General features: G+C 45.7%; 20 protein-coding genes. 3 read left to right on the top strand and 17 right to left on the bottom strand.

Going from position 1 to position 19,042, the window contains the following annotated elements:
• Window positions 1–41: 41 nt before the first annotated feature.
• Genes AXI59_RS14105 through AXI59_RS14120 form a run of 4 tightly spaced genes read right to left on the bottom strand, consistent with a single transcriptional unit; the run spans window position 42 to window position 3,513 of the window.
• Entirely contained in the window at window positions 42–1,184 is a 1,143-nt protein-coding gene (locus AXI59_RS14105) for a bifunctional cystathionine gamma-lyase/homocysteine desulfhydrase (protein WP_061528564.1), read from the bottom strand.
• Window position 1,185: 1 nt separating this feature from the next.
• The gene (locus AXI59_RS14110; RefSeq protein WP_061528565.1) at window positions 1,186–2,109 is read right to left on the bottom strand and encodes an O-acetylserine dependent cystathionine beta-synthase; all 924 of its coding nucleotides are present in this window, start codon (window positions 2,107–2,109) and stop codon (window positions 1,186–1,188) included.
• Window positions 2,110–2,155: 46 nt separating this feature from the next.
• Window positions 2,156–2,851, bottom strand: a complete 696-nt coding sequence (gene mtnN / locus AXI59_RS14115; RefSeq protein WP_061528566.1) for a 5'-methylthioadenosine/S-adenosylhomocysteine nucleosidase — start codon at window positions 2,849–2,851, stop codon at window positions 2,156–2,158.
• Window positions 2,852–2,871: 20 nt separating this feature from the next.
• On the bottom strand, window positions 2,872–3,513 hold the full coding sequence (locus tag AXI59_RS14120) for a class I SAM-dependent methyltransferase (protein ID WP_061528567.1): 642 nt from the start codon (window positions 3,511–3,513) through the stop codon (window positions 2,872–2,874).
• 183 nt (window positions 3,514–3,696) lie between these two features.
• Between AXI59_RS14120 and AXI59_RS14125 the strand changes: the two genes are divergently transcribed.
• Window positions 3,697–3,900 carry a YrzA family protein gene (locus AXI59_RS14125; protein ID WP_061528568.1) on the top strand — a complete coding sequence of 68 codons (204 nt, stop codon included), beginning with the start codon at window positions 3,697–3,699 and terminating at the stop codon, window positions 3,898–3,900.
• Window positions 3,901–3,948: 48 nt separating this feature from the next.
• Here AXI59_RS14125 and AXI59_RS14130 read toward each other — a convergent pair whose 3' ends face one another.
• The 13 genes from AXI59_RS14130 to AXI59_RS14190 all read right to left on the bottom strand — a co-directional run bounded on the left by AXI59_RS14130 (window position 3,949) and on the right by AXI59_RS14190 (window position 17,225).
• Window positions 3,949–4,659: a YrrS family protein gene (locus AXI59_RS14130; protein WP_061528569.1), complete on the bottom strand. Its 711-nt coding sequence runs from the start codon at window positions 4,657–4,659 to the stop codon at window positions 3,949–3,951.
• 63 nt (window positions 4,660–4,722) lie between these two features.
• Window positions 4,723–6,477, bottom strand: coding sequence for a peptidoglycan D,D-transpeptidase FtsI family protein (locus AXI59_RS14135; RefSeq protein ID WP_061528570.1), 1,755 nt, complete (start codon window positions 6,475–6,477; stop codon window positions 4,723–4,725).
• Between the two features lie 51 nt (window positions 6,478–6,528).
• Window positions 6,529–7,002, bottom strand: coding sequence for a transcription elongation factor GreA (gene greA / locus AXI59_RS14140; protein WP_061522882.1), 474 nt, complete (start codon window positions 7,000–7,002; stop codon window positions 6,529–6,531).
• 254 nt (window positions 7,003–7,256) lie between these two features.
• On the bottom strand, window positions 7,257–7,892 hold the full coding sequence (gene udk / locus AXI59_RS14145; protein ID WP_061522883.1) for a uridine kinase: 636 nt from the start codon (window positions 7,890–7,892) through the stop codon (window positions 7,257–7,259).
• Between the two features lie 6 nt (window positions 7,893–7,898).
• Window positions 7,899–9,167: a peptidase U32 family protein gene (locus tag AXI59_RS14150; RefSeq protein WP_061522884.1), complete on the bottom strand. Its 1,269-nt coding sequence runs from the start codon at window positions 9,165–9,167 to the stop codon at window positions 7,899–7,901.
• A 17-nt stretch (window positions 9,168–9,184) separates the two neighbouring features.
• Complete coding sequence (locus AXI59_RS14155) at window positions 9,185–10,114, bottom strand: peptidase U32 family protein (protein ID WP_061522885.1); 930 nt, start codon at window positions 10,112–10,114, stop codon at window positions 9,185–9,187.
• Between the two features lie 5 nt (window positions 10,115–10,119).
• A complete protein-coding gene (locus AXI59_RS14160) occupies window positions 10,120–10,773 on the bottom strand; it encodes an O-methyltransferase (RefSeq protein WP_061528571.1) in 654 nt (217 codons plus the stop codon).
• Window positions 10,774–10,922: 149 nt separating this feature from the next.
• Window positions 10,923–12,014 (bottom strand): endolytic transglycosylase MltG, encoded by a 1,092-nt coding sequence (gene mltG / locus AXI59_RS14165; RefSeq protein ID WP_061522887.1) that lies wholly within the window; start codon window positions 12,012–12,014, stop codon window positions 10,923–10,925.
• 112 nt (window positions 12,015–12,126) lie between these two features.
• Window positions 12,127–12,408, bottom strand: a complete 282-nt coding sequence (locus AXI59_RS14170) for a DUF1292 domain-containing protein (protein ID WP_061522888.1) — start codon at window positions 12,406–12,408, stop codon at window positions 12,127–12,129.
• Between the two features lie 12 nt (window positions 12,409–12,420).
• Window positions 12,421–12,837, bottom strand: a complete 417-nt coding sequence (gene ruvX, locus AXI59_RS14175; RefSeq protein WP_061528572.1) for a Holliday junction resolvase RuvX — start codon at window positions 12,835–12,837, stop codon at window positions 12,421–12,423.
• 8 nt (window positions 12,838–12,845) lie between these two features.
• Window positions 12,846–13,112, bottom strand: coding sequence for an IreB family regulatory phosphoprotein (locus AXI59_RS14180; RefSeq protein WP_003152749.1), 267 nt, complete (start codon window positions 13,110–13,112; stop codon window positions 12,846–12,848).
• Between the two features lie 84 nt (window positions 13,113–13,196).
• Complete coding sequence (gene alaS, locus AXI59_RS14185) at window positions 13,197–15,833, bottom strand: alanine--tRNA ligase (protein WP_061528573.1); 2,637 nt, start codon at window positions 15,831–15,833, stop codon at window positions 13,197–13,199.
• Window positions 15,834–16,163: 330 nt separating this feature from the next.
• Entirely contained in the window at window positions 16,164–17,225 is a 1,062-nt protein-coding gene (locus AXI59_RS14190) for an AI-2E family transporter (RefSeq protein WP_061528574.1), read from the bottom strand.
• A 231-nt stretch (window positions 17,226–17,456) separates the two neighbouring features.
• Here AXI59_RS14190 and AXI59_RS14195 point away from each other — a divergent pair, with 231 nt between their 5' ends.
• Together AXI59_RS14195 and AXI59_RS14200 are read left to right on the top strand one after the other, a co-directional pair.
• A complete protein-coding gene (locus AXI59_RS14195; protein ID WP_061522892.1) occupies window positions 17,457–18,185 on the top strand; it encodes an amino acid ABC transporter ATP-binding protein in 729 nt (242 codons plus the stop codon).
• Between the two features lie 21 nt (window positions 18,186–18,206).
• A complete protein-coding gene (locus tag AXI59_RS14200; protein WP_061522893.1) occupies window positions 18,207–19,034 on the top strand; it encodes a transporter substrate-binding domain-containing protein in 828 nt (275 codons plus the stop codon).
• Window positions 19,035–19,042: the final 8 nt, after the last annotated feature.

The raw sequence follows: 19,042 nt of genomic DNA on the forward strand, positions 1-19,042 counted from the left end.
ATAAGCTGACAGCCGACAGAGAATGTAAATCTATCCAATCATTATGCTAGCGAATCAAGCGCCTGTTTTACATCCGCTACTAAATCTTCCGTATCTTCAATACCGACGGAAATTCGGATCAGTCCGTCAGTGATGCCAAGTGCAAGACGGCGATCACGCGGAATTGAAGCGTGCGTCATTCTGGACGGTACAGAGATTAAACTTTCGACCGCTCCTAAGCTTTCTGCAATCGTAAAGAGGTGCAGCTTTTCTAAAAATGCATCTACCCGCTCGCTGCTTCCGATATCAAAGGAAATCATACCGCCAAAACCGGTGCTTTGCGTCTTTGTGAGCTCATGGCCCTGATGCTTGGATGAGCCCGGATAGTATAACGTCTGAACGGCATCGTGCTGCTCAAGCAGCTCGGCAATTTTTCCGGCGCTATGATTGATGGCGTCCATTCTGAGCCCGAGCGTTTTAATGCCTCTGATAAGCAGCCACGAATCCTGCGGCCCTAAAACGCCGCCTGTCGAGTTTTGCACATAATGAAGTTTTTCGCCGAGCTCTTTATCAGCTGTTACAACTAAGCCGCCGACGACATCGCTATGGCCGCCGAGATATTTTGTCGCGCTGTGCAGTACGATGTCAGCGCCGAGTTGGAGCGGCTGCTGGAAATACGGCGTATAAAACGTATTATCGACAATGAGCAGCACGCCCGCTTCTTTTGCGATATCGGCCATCAGCTTGAGGTCGGTCACTTTCAGCAGCGGATTTGTCGGCGTTTCAATATAAATGGCTTTTGTATTTGGCCGGATCGCTTTTTTGACTTTCTCTTTGCTGCTCGTATCAACAAAGTCAGCTTCAATGCCGAGACGGTTTAAAACGCCCGTCATGACCCGGTATGTCCCGCCGTATACATCATCAGTCAATACGACATGGTCTCCGCTGTCAAACAGCATCATAACAGCTGTAATTGCAGCCATGCCTGAACTGAACGCATATCCCGCCGAGCCGCCTTCAAGTTCTGTGATTAAGCTTTCAAGAGCCGTTCTCGTCGGGTTGGCCGTTCTCGAATATTCATAGCCTGTATGCTCGCCGGCTTTCGGCTGCTTGTAGGTGCTTACTTGATAAATAGGTACGGAGACTGCTCCTGTTTTTTCATCTCCCGTAATTCCTCCGTGCACCATCAATGTTCTTTTCTTCATCTTACTGACCTCCTTGAAAAATGTTTTTGCTTATATAACGATCGCTGCCGTCAGGAAAAATCGTGACGATATTTGCCCCGCGGGGCGCTTTTTTCGCTTCTTGCAGGGCGGCATAGAGGGCTGCGCCGGATGAGCTTCCGATGAGAAGGCCTTCTTTTTCCGCCGCTTCTTTCACAAGTGAAAACGCCGTCTCATCCTCTACCGTATAAATGGCATCAAAATGGCTTTGATCCATATAATCAGGGATAAACTCCATCCCGATGCCTTCTGTTTTATGGGCATAAGGCTCTCCGCCGTTAAGGATCGAGCCTTCCGGTTCAACGATTACCGTTTTAATACCGGGATTTTTTTCTTTTAAATAGGCCGCCGTTCCGGCAAAGGTGCCGCCTGAGCCAGCGCCGGCGACAAAAGCATGAATATTTCCGCTGAGCGCCTCCCATATTTCAGGCCCTAACGTCCTATAGTAAGTCAATGGATTTACTCGGTTTTTGAATTGCAAAACGGCGTAAGAATTGTTGATCTCCTGTTCCAGCTCAAGCGCTTTTTGGATTGCTCCCTGCATACCGCCTTCCCGGGGTGTATGCACAATCTCCGCTCCGAGCGCTTCCATGATTTTCTGTTTTTCTCTGCTGAAATGCTCCGGGACACAAAAGATAGCGCGAAGCTGATGCTTTCTGGCGCTGAGAGCGAGTCCGATTCCGGTGTTGCCGGCAGTCGCTTCGATAATGACGCCGCCTGATTTTAATTTCCCTGATTGGAGCGCATCTTCAATCAGCATCTCACCAAGTCTGTCTTTAATGCTTCCGCCCGGATTCATCATCTCAAGCTTAGCATATACCGCTGTTCCCTCAGGAATATCAAAATGATTCAGCCGGAGCAGCGGCGTGTTTCCGATGAGCTCTGTGACATCTGTTATCACGTTCAATATATGTCCTCCTCCTAAAAAGCGGAGGAGAACTCGAGTCCCCCGCTTAATGAATACGTTTGATTACATTCAGGACAAGCTCTGTTGAATGAACGGCAGCCTGTTCTAAAAATTTATCAAATGAAACATCAGATTCTTTTCCGGCAATGTCAGATAAAGCTCTAATGACAACAAAAGGAGTTTTGAATTGGTAGCACACTTGGGCGACAGCGGCCGCTTCCATTTCCACAGCATACAAATCCGCAAATTTGGCGCGTACATCTTCAACCCGTTTCGGATCGTTCATAAAGGAATCACCTGTAGCGATCGTGCCTTTTGCCACTTGAATTCCGTTCAATTCAGAAACCGCTTCCTCCGTGATGCTGATCAGCTTTTCATCAGCTTCGTATGCGGCAGGAAGACCCGGCACCTGTCCGTATTCATAGTCAAACGCCGTCACATCCACATCATGGTGGCGGACATCTGTTGAAATGACGACGTCGCCTACATTTAATGTATGATGGAATCCGCCCGCTGAGCCTGTGTTAATCACATAATCAGGTTTGAAACGGTCAAGCAGCAGCGTCGTGCTGATCGCCGCGTTTACTTTTCCGATACCTGATTTTAAAAGGATCACTTCGACGCCTTCATATGTGCCCGTCGTAAATTCACAGTGGGCGATCGTTTCCTGTTTCGCATCTTTCAGTTTGCTTCTTAAAATGGTAACTTCCTCTTCCATTGCTCCGATAACTGCCAGTTTCATTTATACACAATCCCTTCAATTTACCGTTTAATCGCCTCCATTATCCAGACAAAGTCATTTTGCTGCGTAAATCGCGCAGTAAATCCCTCAGCTGAAAAGATGGTTTTCATCGTCTCGAGTGTCGGATAATATTCCGTCTTTAAATCGTTCGCCAATTGGTGATAGCCGTTTTGGCTGGCTTTTGCTATCGCTTCAGCATATGATTCAGCATCTTCAAAGACGGTATCGGCAAACACTATTTTATCATGCTTCTGAAGGATTGTGCCATACTGCTTTACAGCCGTTTGCTTTTCTTCATCGGTCAAATGATGAAAGGCGTACGAGCTGACGATGGTATCTATTTGAAAAGGCGGATCAGGAAACTCGAGAAAATCTCCGTCGCTGAATGCGGCTTTATCAGAAAGCTTGTCAGCTGCCAATTTCCTCATAGACGGAGACGGTTCTACACCAAACACCTTTTTGTTCGCATCGACTAATTTTGCTGTTAAATTGCCCGTACCGGGTCCGAATTCTAACACGTTTGATCCGGAAAGGCTGACGATGGTATCAAGGATGTCTTCATACCCTCTGAATACCTCTGCATATTGTTTGTCAGCCCCATTCACCGTTGCATCATAAGTCGCTGCCCAATCTTCAAATAAAGGAATAAATTCACGGCCCATATATTTTCACTCTCCATATTTTATAATTCCTATGAGTATAGTATGAATTATTGATGGAACAGTTCCTATCCTATCACAAAAAAGAAAAAAAGGGTACTAAAATACTTTGGGATGATTGCGTAAATACGGCAAAAAGGCTTATACTTTCATATGATCGTTAAGAAATCGGGAGGTCTTTTTGCGATGAATTTTCAATTGGATTTAATAAAAGATAAAGTAGAATTTTTTGAAGCTGCTTCTTTACAGGAGCTGGAAAAGAAAATTAACGTTCAAATTGAAAACAACCAGGCGATTATGCTGCGTGTCCGTTCAGTTTCCCATCAGATGACGGCCGTTGACGGCAGAATCATATACAGCGCGGCAGTGCATTTTTCCGCTGATGTGTAACAGGTAAATCAAAAAAGCAGCTGAATCGGATCAGCTGCTTTTTTGTGTTTATTTTAATGTTTCCACTTTTGTCGGCTTCCAGCCTTTTTTGTCTTCCCAGGTAATAGTAACCTGGTATTTTTTTCCATTTGTTTTATCCAAAATTTTGCCCTTCGCATCTTGCGGGCTTCCGTTGTTTCCAAGCCACAGCACGGTCATGTTATCCTTTGACACACCAGTCGCGTAAGCCATGGCGTCAAGCATTTCTGACCAGTCTTCAGAGCTTGAATCGTAAGTCGCCGCATGTTCACCGGTCTGCTTTGTACCGACGGGTTTCCATTTGGAATTGACAATGGTTTTTTCGACATTGCTTGATGAGCCGCCCTCTGTTACTGTGGCTCCTTTAAACGGATCGCTTGATTCTGAGTCTTTTTTGCTTTTGTCAGCATCACTTTTAGATGAATCGTCTTTTTTGCTGTCGGAATCTGAAACTGAGTCAGATTTATCCGATTTATCTTTTTTGGCATCGTCTGATGAGGTATCTTTTTTACTGTCTTTTATGTCTTCATCTGATTTTTGCTGCGTTTTGCCTGATGCAGGAGATTCCTGCTTTTGGCTCGTGTCCGCTTTTTCGCTCACGTCGCTTGACGGGCTGTTGATGAAGAGGCTGACTGCAACAACGACAATAAGAATAGATACGATAGCGATTAAAATGTTAAGCACCAAGTTTGCCTTCCTGCGCTTATCACGGTTTTCAAAACGAGATTGTTTATTGCTCAATCATTCTGCACTCCTTTATCCCTCTTGCTCAGCATATATTTTACCACGGGCTGAGCCGTTGTTCTATGTCTGATTTGTTTCATTTTGATGTACCTTTTTAACAATATCATAAAACACTGTATTTGTCAGAGCCTTATTCCCCAGCGTGTCCATATGCAGGACGACGAGAGCGTATTTCGGTTTGTCGGCAGGAAAATATCCGGCAAACCACTTGTGGTAAAGCGTTTTTTTATCCTTCGTGAACATTCCTGTCTGGGCCGTTCCCGATTTCCCCGCTACAGCGTAAGGCAGGTCCTGAAATCTTCTGCCCGTTCCTTTTGGTGATGCAACGACTTCCCTGAGCGCTTTTTGGAGCTGCTGCGCCGTGTACTTGTCAATGTTCTTGCCCTTTAACTCCTGTTCTTTAAATGCAGCCATTGTCGTGCCGTTTTTGTATTCAATCTTGTCTGCGATCTTGACTTGTTTTTTCTGACCGCCGCGTGCGATCGTCGCCATCATATTGGCGACCTCAAGGGGTGTTACTTTCACGTTTTTTTGCCCAATGGCTGTCTGTGCAACGGCTTTTTTCACGGTTTTATCCTTTTGGTCTCCCCAAATGACGCCGTTTTTTTCACTGTATAATTGCCGGAAATCGTCTTCGCGGTACAGCTTGCCTTCCCAGCCCGCCCGCTGTGTGAGACCGAGCTTTTCCGCCATGTTCTCAATCACGGACTTGTCCTTTTTGATCATTTCTTCCGCAAGGCTTGTGAACGTATAATTGCAGCTTTGGGCAAAGCTTTCGCCAAAATTGAGCGTGCCTTTATCGTCCCCGGGCTCCCCGTACAGATTGAGGCTGCAATTAAAGCTGCTGCTCGGCTTCACTGCATTTCGTTCGATCGCCGCTGCCGCGATAACCGTTTTAAATACTGATCCCGGATAAATCGGCATCAGCATGTAATTTTGCAATGTCTGCTGCTTTGACACATCGGCGTCAGGCTTTGATACCATTCCGAGAACACTGCTTTTTTCAATGTCTAAGAGGACTGCTCCCCCCTTTTTTAAACCGCGTTCTTTTAATACATCTTCCATTGCTTTTTGAATGTTCCGGTCAATGGTGGTTTTTACTTGCAGCGGATAAAATGCGTTTGCTTCAGCCGTATATTTGACGTCCATTCCGAACAAAGGGTTTCCCCTTCCGTCCACATGATACAAAAGCTTTGTGTCATGATCGGCAAGTAAAAATTCATCAAATGTCCGTTCCATCCCGCTTGTCCCGATTTTCGACGTTATCGGCAGTTCTTTTCGTCCGGGATATTTCTTTTTGAGAAGCTCGGGGTCTTGATTTGTCACGCCTAAAAGATGTGCGGCTATGTTGGTTTCTTTGCTGTCTTTCATATATACGCCGTAAATGCCGGGATATTTCAAAGAATTGATATTTGAGACAGATTGTTTTGATAGATGCTTTAATTTTTTGCCGTTTAAGATCACCGGTTTTTTCGCTTCAGTGAGCATTTGCTTAAGGTCTTCCTGCTTCATTCCGAGGATTGCCGAGACCCGTTTAATCGGCCAATCCTGTGTCACGAGAAACGGAAACAGGACGACGGCCGGCTGTTTTTTGCCGGTCAGCTCGGCACCGTTCCGGTCAAGGAAAGATCCTCTGCCGTCAGAAATCAGCACCTCTTCGGTCCGCTGCTTGACGCTTTCTTGAAGCAGATTAATATTTGATTTTGAAAAAGATTCTGTAAAAAACAGCTGGATTTCAGCAAGCCTGGCGAGCAGAAAGAAAAACACCAGCAAAAAACAAATGACGGCTGTCTTCAGCCTTTTCGATACGATCATAAAAACACCTCATCCACATTTTGGACGAGGTGTTTCATTGTTAAACGGATCTTATGAAATTTTCACAATTTTCACGAGCATTTCTCCGCCCGGTGTCTGTACTGTGACTTCATCATCCACTTTTTTGCCGAGCAGGCTTTTCGCGATTGGCGAGTCGTTTGAAATTTTTCCTTCAAACGGGTCAGCTTCAGCGCTTCCGACAATGGTGTAAGATTCTTCTTCACCGTCAGGCAATTCAACGAATGAGACAGTTTTTCCCAAACCGACTACATTTGAACCGCCGTCGTCTTCAATGATTTTCGCATTGCGGATCATGTTTTCCAGCGTTGTGATACGCCCTTCCACAAATGCCTGTTCTTCTTTTGCAGAATCATACTCAGAGTTCTCGGAAAGATCTCCGAAGCTTCTTGCGATTTTAATGCGTTCCACTACTTCTTTACGTTTAACCGTTTTCAATTGCTCTAATTCTTGTTCAAGTTTTTGTTTTCCTTCTTCAGTCATTGGAAAAACTTTTTCTTGTGCCATGTTCCTTCACTCCTTGGTGGTTGTCCCTCAACAATAACATTTGATTATGTATGAGAGCATAAACGAAAAAATCAAGAATGAGAACACAGGGCAGTCCTCGTTCTTCTCTCCCATATAGGTACTGTTTATCTTAAACTGAATGGTGCGTGTTCTGCAAATATTTCGGTTTATAAACAGGGAAAGAAGGGAACTGTCGCATTCCCTTCCAGCCTATACATAATATGGTCTGAGTTATTTATGTCTATGCTATGGTATTACAAAATTGCATTTTGTTCAAGGATCGTTTGAATCTTCGTGACCATCAGGTCGATCGCGACGTGATTTTGGCCGCCCTCCGGTATAATGATATCCGCGTAGCGTTTTGTCGGCTCTACGAACTGATTGTGCATCGGCCTGACGACGGACACATATTGTTCAATGACTGAATCGATTGAACGGCCTCTTTCGTTAATATCTCTCATAATACGTCTGATGATACGGAGATCGGCGTCAGTATCGACATACAGCTTAATATCCATCAAGTCGCGGAGTCTCTTATCTTCCAAGACGAGAATGCCTTCTAAAATAATGACATCCTTCGGCTCAACCGGAACGGTTTCCTCAGAACGCGTATGAATTTTATAGTCGTAGATCGGTTTTTCAATCGGCCGGTAATTCAAAAGTTCCTGAATATGCTCGATTAAATAGTCATTATCAAATGCGAGCGGGTGATCGTAGTTTGTATTCAGCCTTTCTTCAAAAGGAAGATGGCTTTGGTCTTTATAATAAAGGTCTTGCTGGATCATTAAAATCGAGTGCCCTTTAAACTGTTCGTAAATGGAACGGGTGACGCTTGTTTTTCCTGATCCGGAACCTCCCGCGATGCCTATGACTACAGGACTCTTACCCATTAGTAATTACTTCCCCTTTCTCATCATGTTGCTTGGATAAATCTTTTTGTCTACTTTAAATGTAACGATTTGCAGGGGATGGCGGGCAGCATCAAGCTCGTTTCCGTCTTCGTCCCAAATAGTGCCGATGGTGTATGTGAAATTCTCAATTTCCGGTCCGAAAAATTCCACGACGTCACCTTGTTTAAAGAAATTGCGCTGCTGGAGCGTCACCATTTGAGTTTCTTCGTTATATGCGAGCACAAGGCCGGCAAAATCAAATGTTGTTTTCTTTCCGTGTTCTCCAAACATCTGCTCCTCAAAGCCCGGTGTGCCTTCAAAGAAAGCGGGCGCTGTGTCTCTGTTTGCGCACTTATCCAGTTCTTCAAGCCATTCTTTTTGGATGACAAAGTTTTCGGGATCGGCGCAGTATGCATCAATGACTTTGCGATAGACGCTGACAACCGTTGCGACATAATGGATAGATTTCATCCGGCCTTCAATCTTCAGGCTGTCGATGCCCATCTCGATCATTTGCGGAATGGATTCAATCAATTTTAAATCTTTCGGGCTCATCGCAAACGGAGCGTCTCCGTCATCATACAATGCGACCGCGTTTGCCCCGTCTGTCTGATACAGGTCGTAGTCCCAGCGGCACGACTGGCAGCAGCCGCCGCGGTTGGAATCCCGCGCCGTCATGTGATTGCTCAGTACACAGCGGCCTGAATAGGCGATACACATTGCGCCGTGGATAAAGGTTTCAATTTCAATATCCACTTTCTCTTTCATCTCTTTGATTTCCAGTCCGCTCGTTTCACGGGCCAGCACCACACGGTCAAGGCCTTCTTCTTTCCAAAACTGGACCGCTCTCCAGTTTGAAAGAGACTGCTGCGTGCTGAGATGCACTTCTACGTCCGGCGCCACTCTCCGGCATGTTTCAATGATCAGCGGATCGGCAACGATAATTCCGGCCACTTTCGCGTCTCCTAACGCTTTTAAGTATTCCTCAAGGCCGTCCATATTTTCATTATGGGCAAAAATATTTGTTGTCACGTATATTTTCGCCCCGTATTTTTTGGCAAATTCTACGCCCTCTGCAATTTCTTCTATAGAAAAGTTATCAGCATTGGAACGCAGTCCGTATTCCTGACCTCCGATAAAAACCGCGTCAGCCCCGTAGTGGACGGCGATTTTTAATTTTTCCAGGTTTCCTGCCGGAGCAAGGAGTTCAGGTTTTTTCGTAATGACGCGTTTTCCGTTTACGACTTTGGAAATGGTTTGATTTACGGCAGTCATCCGTTACACCCTCCTTTTTAATAGACCGTTTCTTTAAAGAAAAATCCTGTGTCTATATTTCTGTTCACAGGCTGAATGCTTTCAATCCGCTCTATCCAGCTCTCTTTTTGATCTTCGTATGCTTCCCGGCTGTCAGCGCATAAATCAATCGCTTCTCTGTACATGCGGGTCACTTCAACTAAATATTCCGGAGACTTCAGGACGCCGTCGATTTTAAAAGAATCCACGCCTGCGTCAATCAGATCCTCTAATTCGTCTATGATGCACACATCGTTCGGGCTCATGATATGCGTGCCGTTTTCATCCTCAAAAATCGGGTATTTATTGCCCCGTTCTTTATCATGCAGAAACATGCCCGCTTCTTTTTTCTTCTGTTCGATGTCCATGACTTTACCCTGATATTCGAAATAATGGCCGATTAATGAACGTTTTGATTGAAACATGCAAGTCATGCCGTGGACTTGAATTTCAACTTCCACTTCAGCATTTTCTTTAATCTCAACGATGCTGTCCATATTTAATTCCTTTGCGAGCACCGCGCGGGCTGCGCCTTTGCGGCCCCAATAGTTGCAGGAGTAGTAGTTGGTTCCAGTTGTTTCAGTGCTCCAGTGAAGTTTGAGGCCAGGAGCTGCTTCCCGCGCCGCCATTAAAACGGCCGGATCTCCGAATACAGCAGCATCGACGCCGGCTTCTTGCAGAAAGGCAAGGTAGCCGTTAAGCTCGTCCGCTTTTTCATTATGAAAAATAGCATTGACAGCCGCGTACACTTTCACGCCCTCTTTATGGGCAATGGCTGCAGCTTCTTTGATATCTTCTCTTGAAAATTCCCCGGCCAGTCTCAGGCCGTATCTTTGTTCCCCGACTAACAGCGCCGTTGCGCCTGCTTTTATAAGCGGCAGAATATCCTGTACCGCTGTCGGTGTCACCAAGAGCTCAGGTTTTTTCATGATCGTCACCTCTTCTTTTTACTAATGGCGATACCGTCTCCGACCGGCAGTATGACCGTTTGATAGTCAGGGCGGTTCATCAGCCATTGATTATATTGATCGATTTTTTCGACGAGCTTCCGTCTTCTTTTCGGCTCAATTTGTGAATGGTCTTGCGCCACCAGACCTTTAAACAGCACGTTGTCTGTGAAAATGACGCCGTCCGGCGCAAGCATAGGTTCGTAGAGCTCAAAAAAGTTCGTATACTGGCCTTTGGCCGCGTCGATAAAAATCGCATCATAAGGAGCCGTGACATGTACAGACTCCGAAAGCTCCAACGCATCCCCGTATAGTACGTGAATCCGATCATCCATTTCAAAGTCTTTTATATTGTTCACAGCTTCTTTATAGCGTTTTTCATCACGTTCAATCGTGTAAATGTCCGCTTCCGGCAGCTCTGATGCCATACGAATCGCGGAATATCCGATTGCCGTACCGATTTCTAAAATGTTTTTCGCCTGTTGAATAGACAGCATCTGAAGCAGCACCTCGATGCCCGCTTCTTCCATAATCGGAACATGATGCTCTTTTGCATAGGCTTCAAGCTTTTTCACTTTATCAGGCCGAGGCTTCAGCAATGCGTTTATATACTCATTTATTTGTTCATACCGATCATTCACGGCAAACAGCCTCCGTTCTAAAAAGGAGTGCCCCAATCGAATCCGCGGGGACACTCTCTAAGACACTTCTTTATTCATAAGTAAACAACCCGATATATTTTATCATAAAACCTTTTAGAATGGAATAAAAGGAGAGCTTTTGCCCTCCTTTATTCGCTGTCTTTTTTGGAAATAAACTTTTCCTTTGCTTTATTATGTTCTTTTAATGTTTTCGTAAAAACAACTTCGCCGTTTGATTTTGCCAAGAAATAGAGGAAATCGGTTTTATCCGGGTTAAGCGCCGCTTCCCATGAAGAATCGCCGGCATTGGCAATCGGCCCCGGCGGCAGCCCCTTATGCTTGTACGTGTTGTACGGAGAGTCGATTTTCAAATCTTTATAATAGACACGGCTTTTATGTTTGCCCGCCGCATATAAAACAGTCGGATCGGTTTGCAGCGGCATCTTTTCTTTAAGCCTGTTGTAAAATACGCTTGCGATTTTATGGCGGTCGGCTTTCGCCGTTGCTTCTTCTTCGATGAGCGATGCCATCGTAAGTGCGTTATGCACGGAAAGTTTCTTTTTCGCAAGAACCGATTTATACGTTTCGACGCGGGTGTTTGTCTCCTGAACCATAGCCGTCAGAATCGCGTCCAGGGATGTATCCGGATCGTTAAACGGGTATGTAGCCGGATACAGATAGCCTTCGAGCGGATGCTTCAGCTTCTTATTAGAAAGAGCGTCTGTTATCGTATCGGGAAATTGTTTTTTTAATTTGGCTATGAAGGTTTCGTCGTCAAGCTTAGCCATAACCTGTTGTTTTGAAAATGACGTTTCCTTTGCGATCGCTTCGGCAATTTGGGTGAGTTGTTTCCCCTCCGGAACGGTGATTTGAAACGCATAGCCCGTTGAGCCTGCAGTCAGCTTTTTGATAATCGCATCCGCGTCCATTCCTTTGTTCAGGTGGTAATAACCGGCCTGAAACCCGGCAGCGCCTTTATATTTCACATAGAGCTGAAACGCTTTCTTGCTTTTGATGACATGCTGATCCTCAAGGACAGCCGCTATGGCTGATACCGAAGACCCGCTCGGAATGTTAATATTTACTGTCGTTTTACTGCCTTTTTCAACTGGCGCGAGCAATGATTTTCCATAGAAAAAAGCACCGCCAATGATGATGAGAACAGCAATAACGGAGGACAGTATTATAGTCATTTTTTTGTTTTTGTGCAGAAATGAATTTTTAGGCTGATTGATATCCATACAAGTTTTTCCCTCCCAACAGCTCTTATACTACATGATTCGGGTGCATTCGGCAATTTATTACAAACAAAAAAGCCGGAGCGGCTTATCGGCTCCGGCTTTTTGTGTCGGCTTATTCTTCGTCTTCTTCCGCTAAAAACGTATTCAGCGTTTCTTCGATCATTTCCCACTCTTCATCAGTTTCGATCGGCATCAGCTCGCCGTCTTCTCCGTTTTCATTCGGCTCGAAGCTTGAAGCATGAATTTCGATCTCTTCATCATCCTGGGCATCAATCGGATAGTAAAGGACGTAAGATTTGTTAAATTCGTCGTTTTCAAATGTAAACAGCACTTCACAAAGCTGTTCATTGCCTTGATCATCGACAATCGTAATGTGTTTTTCGCCGTGTTCCATTGTTTTCACCTCTTAGTTTAAGCTGTCCAGATATCCTTGAAGGATCATGACAGCCGCCATTTTATCAATGACTTTTTTTCGTTTTTGCCTGCTGACGTCAGCCGCGATCAGCATTTTTTCAGCCGCCATCGTCGTCAGACGCTCGTCCCACAGTACAACAGGAACATTGTACGTTGTTTCAAGCAGTTTCGCAAATGTTTGGCTGGCTTCGCCTCTCGGGCCGATCGTTCCGTTCATGTTTTTCGGAAAGCCGAGCACGATTTTATCTACATTATAGTCCTTTATCAGCTCGGATAAACGGGCAAGCCCCAAATCCCCTTCCGCTTCGTTTATTTTTATCGTCTCGATGCCCTGGGCCGTCCAGCCCATCTCATCGCTCAAAGCAACGCCGAGTGTTTTCGTTCCCAAATCAAGTCCCAGTATTCTCATGAGTTTGTTTACGCCTCTTTATGCTGTTCTAGATAGGATTTTACCAATTCCTCAATTAATTCGTCGCGTTCCAATTTACGAATTAAGTTCCGGGCGTCGCGATGCCTAGGAATGTATGCAGGATCTCCTGACAGCAAGTATCCGACAATCTGGTTGATAGGATTGTACCCCTTTTCCTGAAGCGCATCATATACCGTAATCAGCACTTCTTCGACGTTTGTTTCAGCAGAATCATCGGAGAAATTAAATTTCATCGTTTTATCAAACGAGCTCACCGTTTTGCACCTCTTTCCCAAATTCGCAGGCAAAGTTCAGCCTGAGGTCCTCATCTTATCATCATTCTACACTAGTTGAAAGGATTATAAAACGGATTTTATCCAATCTTCCGCAGAATTGAGGGCCTCTTCCAATTTCTCAGGCTGCTTTCCGCCGGCCTGCGCCATGTCAGGACGGCCTCCGCCGCCTCCGCCGCACACTTCCGCTGCTTGTTTGACCATTTTGCCGGCATGAAGTCCTTTTTCGATCAGATCTTTGGTTACGCCTGCTGAAAGATTGACCTTATCATTTTGCACCGCTCCCAGGATAATAACCGCGGAACCGAGTTTCGCCTTTAATTCATCCACCATTGTACGCAGGTGGTTCATATCTTTGGCGTTTACTTTTTCAGCAAGCACTTTCACACCGCCGATGTCTTTTACTTTAGACAAAATGGCGCCCGCTTCTACATTGCCGAGCTTGCTTAAGAGTGATTCATTTTCTCTTTGCGCTTCTTTCAGCTCTGCCTGAAGAGATTGGATGCGTTTCGGCACATCTTTTACGTTTGCCTTTAATTCATCTGCTGCCTGATAAAGCAAGCCGAGCTGGCTGTTCATTTCCTGATAAGCGCCTTTTCCTGTTACGGCTTCGATTCTTCGTGTGCCGGCCCCGATTCCTGATTCAGATACGATTTTAAACAAGCCGATTTCAGCCGTGTTGCTGACGTGGCAGCCGCCGCAAAGTTCAAGGCTGTAATCCCCGACTTGAACGACGCGTACGATATCACCGTATTTCTCGCCGAACAGAGCCATTGCGCCCATTTCTTTCGCTTCACTGATCGGTTTGAGGTCAATCGCTACAGGAATGCTGGCCCAGATTTTTTCGTTCACAATCACTTCAATGCGGTCAAGTTCTTCTTTTGTCACCTGGCCGAAGTGGGAGAAATCAAAGCGAAGCCGGTTTTCTGTTACAAGTGAACCCGCTTGGTTGACATGTGTGCCGAGGACGTCTTTGAGCGCCTGATGAAGAAGGTGTGTTGCCGTATGGTTTTTCACCACGCCGCTTCTCATTTGATCCTCAACTTCCGCAGTAACGCTGATGCCTTTTTGAACAGTGCCGCTTTCCACTGTACCTTCATGCACGTGCTGGCCGTTCGGCGCTTTTTTGACGTCTTTAATTTTCACGACAGCCTGTCCGCTTCTCAGCACGCCCTTATCGCCTATTTGTCCGCCGCTTTCAGCGTAGAACGGTGTTTCATCAAGAAGAATCTGAACCGTATCCCCTTCATGCGCCTCGCCGATTAATTGTCCGTCCCGGAGAAGCTCGATTACTTTAGCCTCGGCTTTTGTACGGCTGTAGCCGACAAATGTGCTTTCAGCGGTAATGTCTCGCAATGCGCCGCCCTGCACCTGCATGCTGCCGACATCTTGACGAGCGTTTCTGGCGCGCTCGCGCTGTTTGTTCATTTCTTCTTCAAAGCCTTTGTGGTCAACCTTCATTTGTTCATCTTCTGCGTATTCCTCCGTCAATTCGACCGGGAAGCCGTACGTATCGTACAGTTTGAACACGTCTTTTCCTGAGATGATCCCGCTTCCGTTTTCTTTTTCTTTTTTCATGACGTCGGATAAAATGGCAAGCCCTTCATTCAGCGTTTCATGAAAGCGCTCTTCCTCCGTTTTAATGACTTTGGCGATAAAGTCTTGTTTTTCTTTGACTTCCGGATAGAAGGCCGCCATAATGTCAGCTACAGTCGGAACAAGCTCATACATAAACGGACGGTTGATGCCGATTGTTTTCGCATATCGCACAGCCCGGCGCAAAAGGCGTCTCAGCACATAGCCGCGCCCTTCATTTGAAGGAAGCGCCCCGTCGCTCACCGCAAAGGCTACCGTTCTGATATGGTCTGCAATGACTTTAAAAGCCGTGTCCTTCACATCGTCTTTGCCATATGTTTCTTCCGAAATACGTTCTGCCGCTTCGATAATCGGCATAAACAAATCGGTGTCAAAGTTGGTCGGAACGTCTTGGATGACAGAAACCATCCGTTCAAGCCCCATGCCCGTATCAATATTTTTCTTCGGAAGCGGCGTATACGTGCCGTCCGGATTGTGGTTAAACTCAGAGAACACTAAGTTCCACACTTCAAGATAACGATCATTTTCCCCGCCCGGATACAATTCAGGATCGGATGGATCATTGCCGTATTTTTCGCCGCGGTCATAGAAAATCTCTGTATTCGGTCCGCTCGGGCCCTCGCCGATATCCCAGAAGTTTCCTTCCAAACGGATGATTCTTTCTTCGGGAACGCCGATTTTTTTTGCCCACAGGTCATATGCTTCTTCATCCTCAGGGTGCACCGTGACGGATAAAAGCTCTTGATCAAAACCGATCCATTTCTCGCTCGTTAAAAATTCCCACGCCCAAGTTATGGCTTCTTCTTTAAAATAATCTCCGATGGAAAAGTTTCCGAGCATCTCAAAAAATGTATGGTGGCGCGCTGTTTTTCCCACATTTTCAATATCATTTGTGCGGATTGATTTTTGCGCGTTCACGATTCTTGGATTTTCCGGCACGACACGGCCGTCAAAGTATTTTTTCAGCGTCGCAACGCCGCTGTTGATCCACAATAAAGACGGATCTTCATGAGGCACCAATGAGGCGCTCGGCTCTACGGCATGGCCTTTTTCTTTAAAGAAATCTAAAAACATTTGACGCACTTCAGCAGATGTTAAGTGTTTCATCGATATTCCTCCTTATCACTACCCGAAATTCTCTTTTGCGACAGCAAAAAAGCCCTCTCCCTATGCAAACCATGCGTTCACACAGGGACGAGAGCTGTCTCGCGGTACCACCCTGATTACGGGCGCCGCCGGCCCGTCACCTTTCATCCCGTAACGCAGGACTGCGGCAGCCTTTAACTGCACTCAGGATTAGCTTCTGCCGCTCTTCTGTTAAAGCTCCTTTCAGCATGTTGGAGCTTCTCTCTTAAACAGGTCTTCGGCGTACTCGTATCCGTCACTCGAGATTCGTATGTATTCTACTCGAAATTATAGACAAGCAAGGTCCGAATGTCAATGTTCCGTCCTTATCCGCAAAAAGTGAATGACCATCACCTTTAAAACGGCTGTTGCCGGGACGGCGAGAATCATGCCTGGAATGCCCGCAAGTTCTCCGCCGGCCAAAAGCGCAAGCATAATAACGACGGGATGCATTTTGAGGCTTCGGCCGACAATGAGCGGGCTTAAGATATTGCCTTCTATAAACTGCAGAATAAAGATGGTGACAATGACGACGATTACAGCCTTAACCGACAGCGCCAGCGAAAGGAGCAGCGCCGGAACCGCGCCGATAAACGGGCCGAAGTACGGAATCACATTCGTAATTCCGATAATGAGGCCTAAAATCAGCGGATAAGGCAGACCGAACAGCCAAAAAGAACCGCCGGCCAAAAGACCGAGCAAAAAACAAACGAGCAGCTGGCCGCGGATATAGTCGCCGAGAGAGTCATCGACATCCCGCAAAAATTCACTGCCCCTTTTTCTCCATGACTTCGGGGTTAAATACCAGACTGTCTTTTTCATTAAGTCAATATCTTTGACCATATAGAAAACGAGAAAAGGAATCGTCGCCGCAATCAGAATATAATCAAGCACAAAACGAATGCTTCTGATGGTGCTCTCAATCGTCCCGGCGAGAAAATTTTCCGTCTGCTGAATCATTTTGTCCATCCGGTGGTGCATGCCGTCCGGCCAATGATCCGTATGATTATGCAAATGCCGCAGCATGCTGTTGTAGTTTTCAGCAAGGTCCGGGATGCTCGCGGACAAATCCGTCAGCTGTTCAATTAATACGGGCACCCCTTTATAAACGCTCCAGCCGATCCCTCCGAAAAACAGAAAATAAATCAAAAGCAGGCTTAAAGTTCTAGGCATCCCTTTGCCGTGAAGCCATTCGGTAATCGGAAGCAAAAGATAAGCGATAAATACTGCAATGAAGATAGGAATAAAGAGAGATTTTATAACAAGCCACAAGGGCGACCATAACATATCGAGCATACAAAAGACATACACTGTTAACAATACGAGCAGACATATTGCCACCCACATTAAGAGCTGCAGCGGTTTTTGAAGCATTGTGTTTCACCTCTTGCTTTATCTTTTGACAGAAAGCAGGAATTATTCCCGATTCGTAAATGTCAGCCTTATGACGCAGACCTCTTGACCGAATGAATTGTCAGAAATTACAAAAAAATTTGACTACAAATCAAAAAAATCTGTATAATACACCGTAACGTTAATATTATTAACATATAAAGTTAGGAAATATGACACATCTTGTTTGAAGTTTTGTTTAGGAGGATTGCAATGATCTCTTTTCAGGATGTAAATAAGCACTATGGAGATTTTCATGTACTGAAGGACATTAATTTACAGATTCAAAAGGGAGAGGTTGTCGTTGTCATCGGCCCTTCCGGCTCAGGAAAAAGCACGCTTCTCCGCTGCATTAACCAGCTGGAAACGATTGACGAAGGCACCTTGACGGTAAACGGCACAGCCATCCACGATAAAAAAACGGATATTAATAAAGTCCGCCGCAACATCGGCATGGTGTTTCAGCATTTTCATTTGTATCCGCATAAAACCGTATTGCAAAATATCATGCTTGCCCCGATGAAAGTACTGAACCAATCAAAAGAGGAAGCAAAAGAAACCGCCTTATCTTATTTGAAGAAAGTCGGCATTCCTGACAAAGCGGATGCGTATCCATCACAGCTTTCAGGCGGGCAGCAGCAGCGCGTGGCCATCGCCAGAGGACTTGCGATGAAGCCTGAAGTCATGCTGTTCGATGAACCGACGTCCGCGCTCGACCCCGAAATGATCGGAGAGGTGCTGGATGTCATGAAAACTCTCGCAAAAGAAGGCATGACAATGGTTGTCGTGACTCATGAAATGGGATTTGCCAAAGAGGTCGCCGACCGCATTGTTTTTATCGACGGCGGATCTATCTTAGAAGAAGCTGCACCGGCTGAGTTTTACGCGAGCCCCCGCGAGGAGAGGGCGCGTTTATTCTTAAGCCGTATATTAAATCACTGATAAAGAAGCGGAGGAACTTTAATGTCACGTGTAAAAAAATGGTTATCTTTCGGATTAATTTCACTTTTGGCCGTCTTCATGTTAGCCGCTTGCGGAGGCAAGGAAACGGGCGGAGATTCAAAAGGGAGCAAAAAAGATACATTGGCCGCTATTAAAGACAATGACAAAATCGTCTTCGGCGTCAAAACCGACACCAGATTATTCGGGCTGAAAAACCCAAGCTCCGGAGACATTGAAGGTTTCGATATTGATATCGCCAAACAAATCGCAAAAGATATTTTAGGCGATGAGAAGAAAGCAGAGTTTAAAGAAGTCACATCCAAAACGAGGATACCGATGCTGCAAAACGGCGATATCGATGCTATCGCAGCAACAATGACGATAACGGATGAACGCAAGAAAGAAGTTGATTTCTCAGATGTCTATTTCAAAGCCGGGCAATCCCTGCTCGTCAAAAAAGGAAGCAAGATGAAAAGCACCGTTGACCTCGGGAAAGGCTCTAAAGTTTTGGCGGTAAAAGGCTCAACCTCCTCACAAAACATCAGGGAAAAAGCGCCTGACGCGACAGTGCTGGAATTTGAAAATTACGCGGAAGCTTTCACCGCTCTTAAATCAGGACAGGGAGACGCCCTTACAACCGATAACGCCATTTTGTACGGCATGGCTGATGAAAATAAAAACTATCAGCTGACAGGCGGCACTTTTACCGATGAGCCGTACGGAATCGCCGTGAAAAAAGGCCAATCGGGCCTCGTAAAGGAGATAAACGCCTCTTTGAAAAAAATGAAGTCCGACGGAAGATATGATGAAATCTATAAAAAATGGATGAAAGAAGACCCAGCAAAATAGCACCATCT

It is taken from the genome of Bacillus nakamurai (assembly GCF_001584325.1).
GTDB lineage: Bacteria > Bacillota > Bacilli > Bacillales > Bacillaceae > Bacillus > Bacillus nakamurai.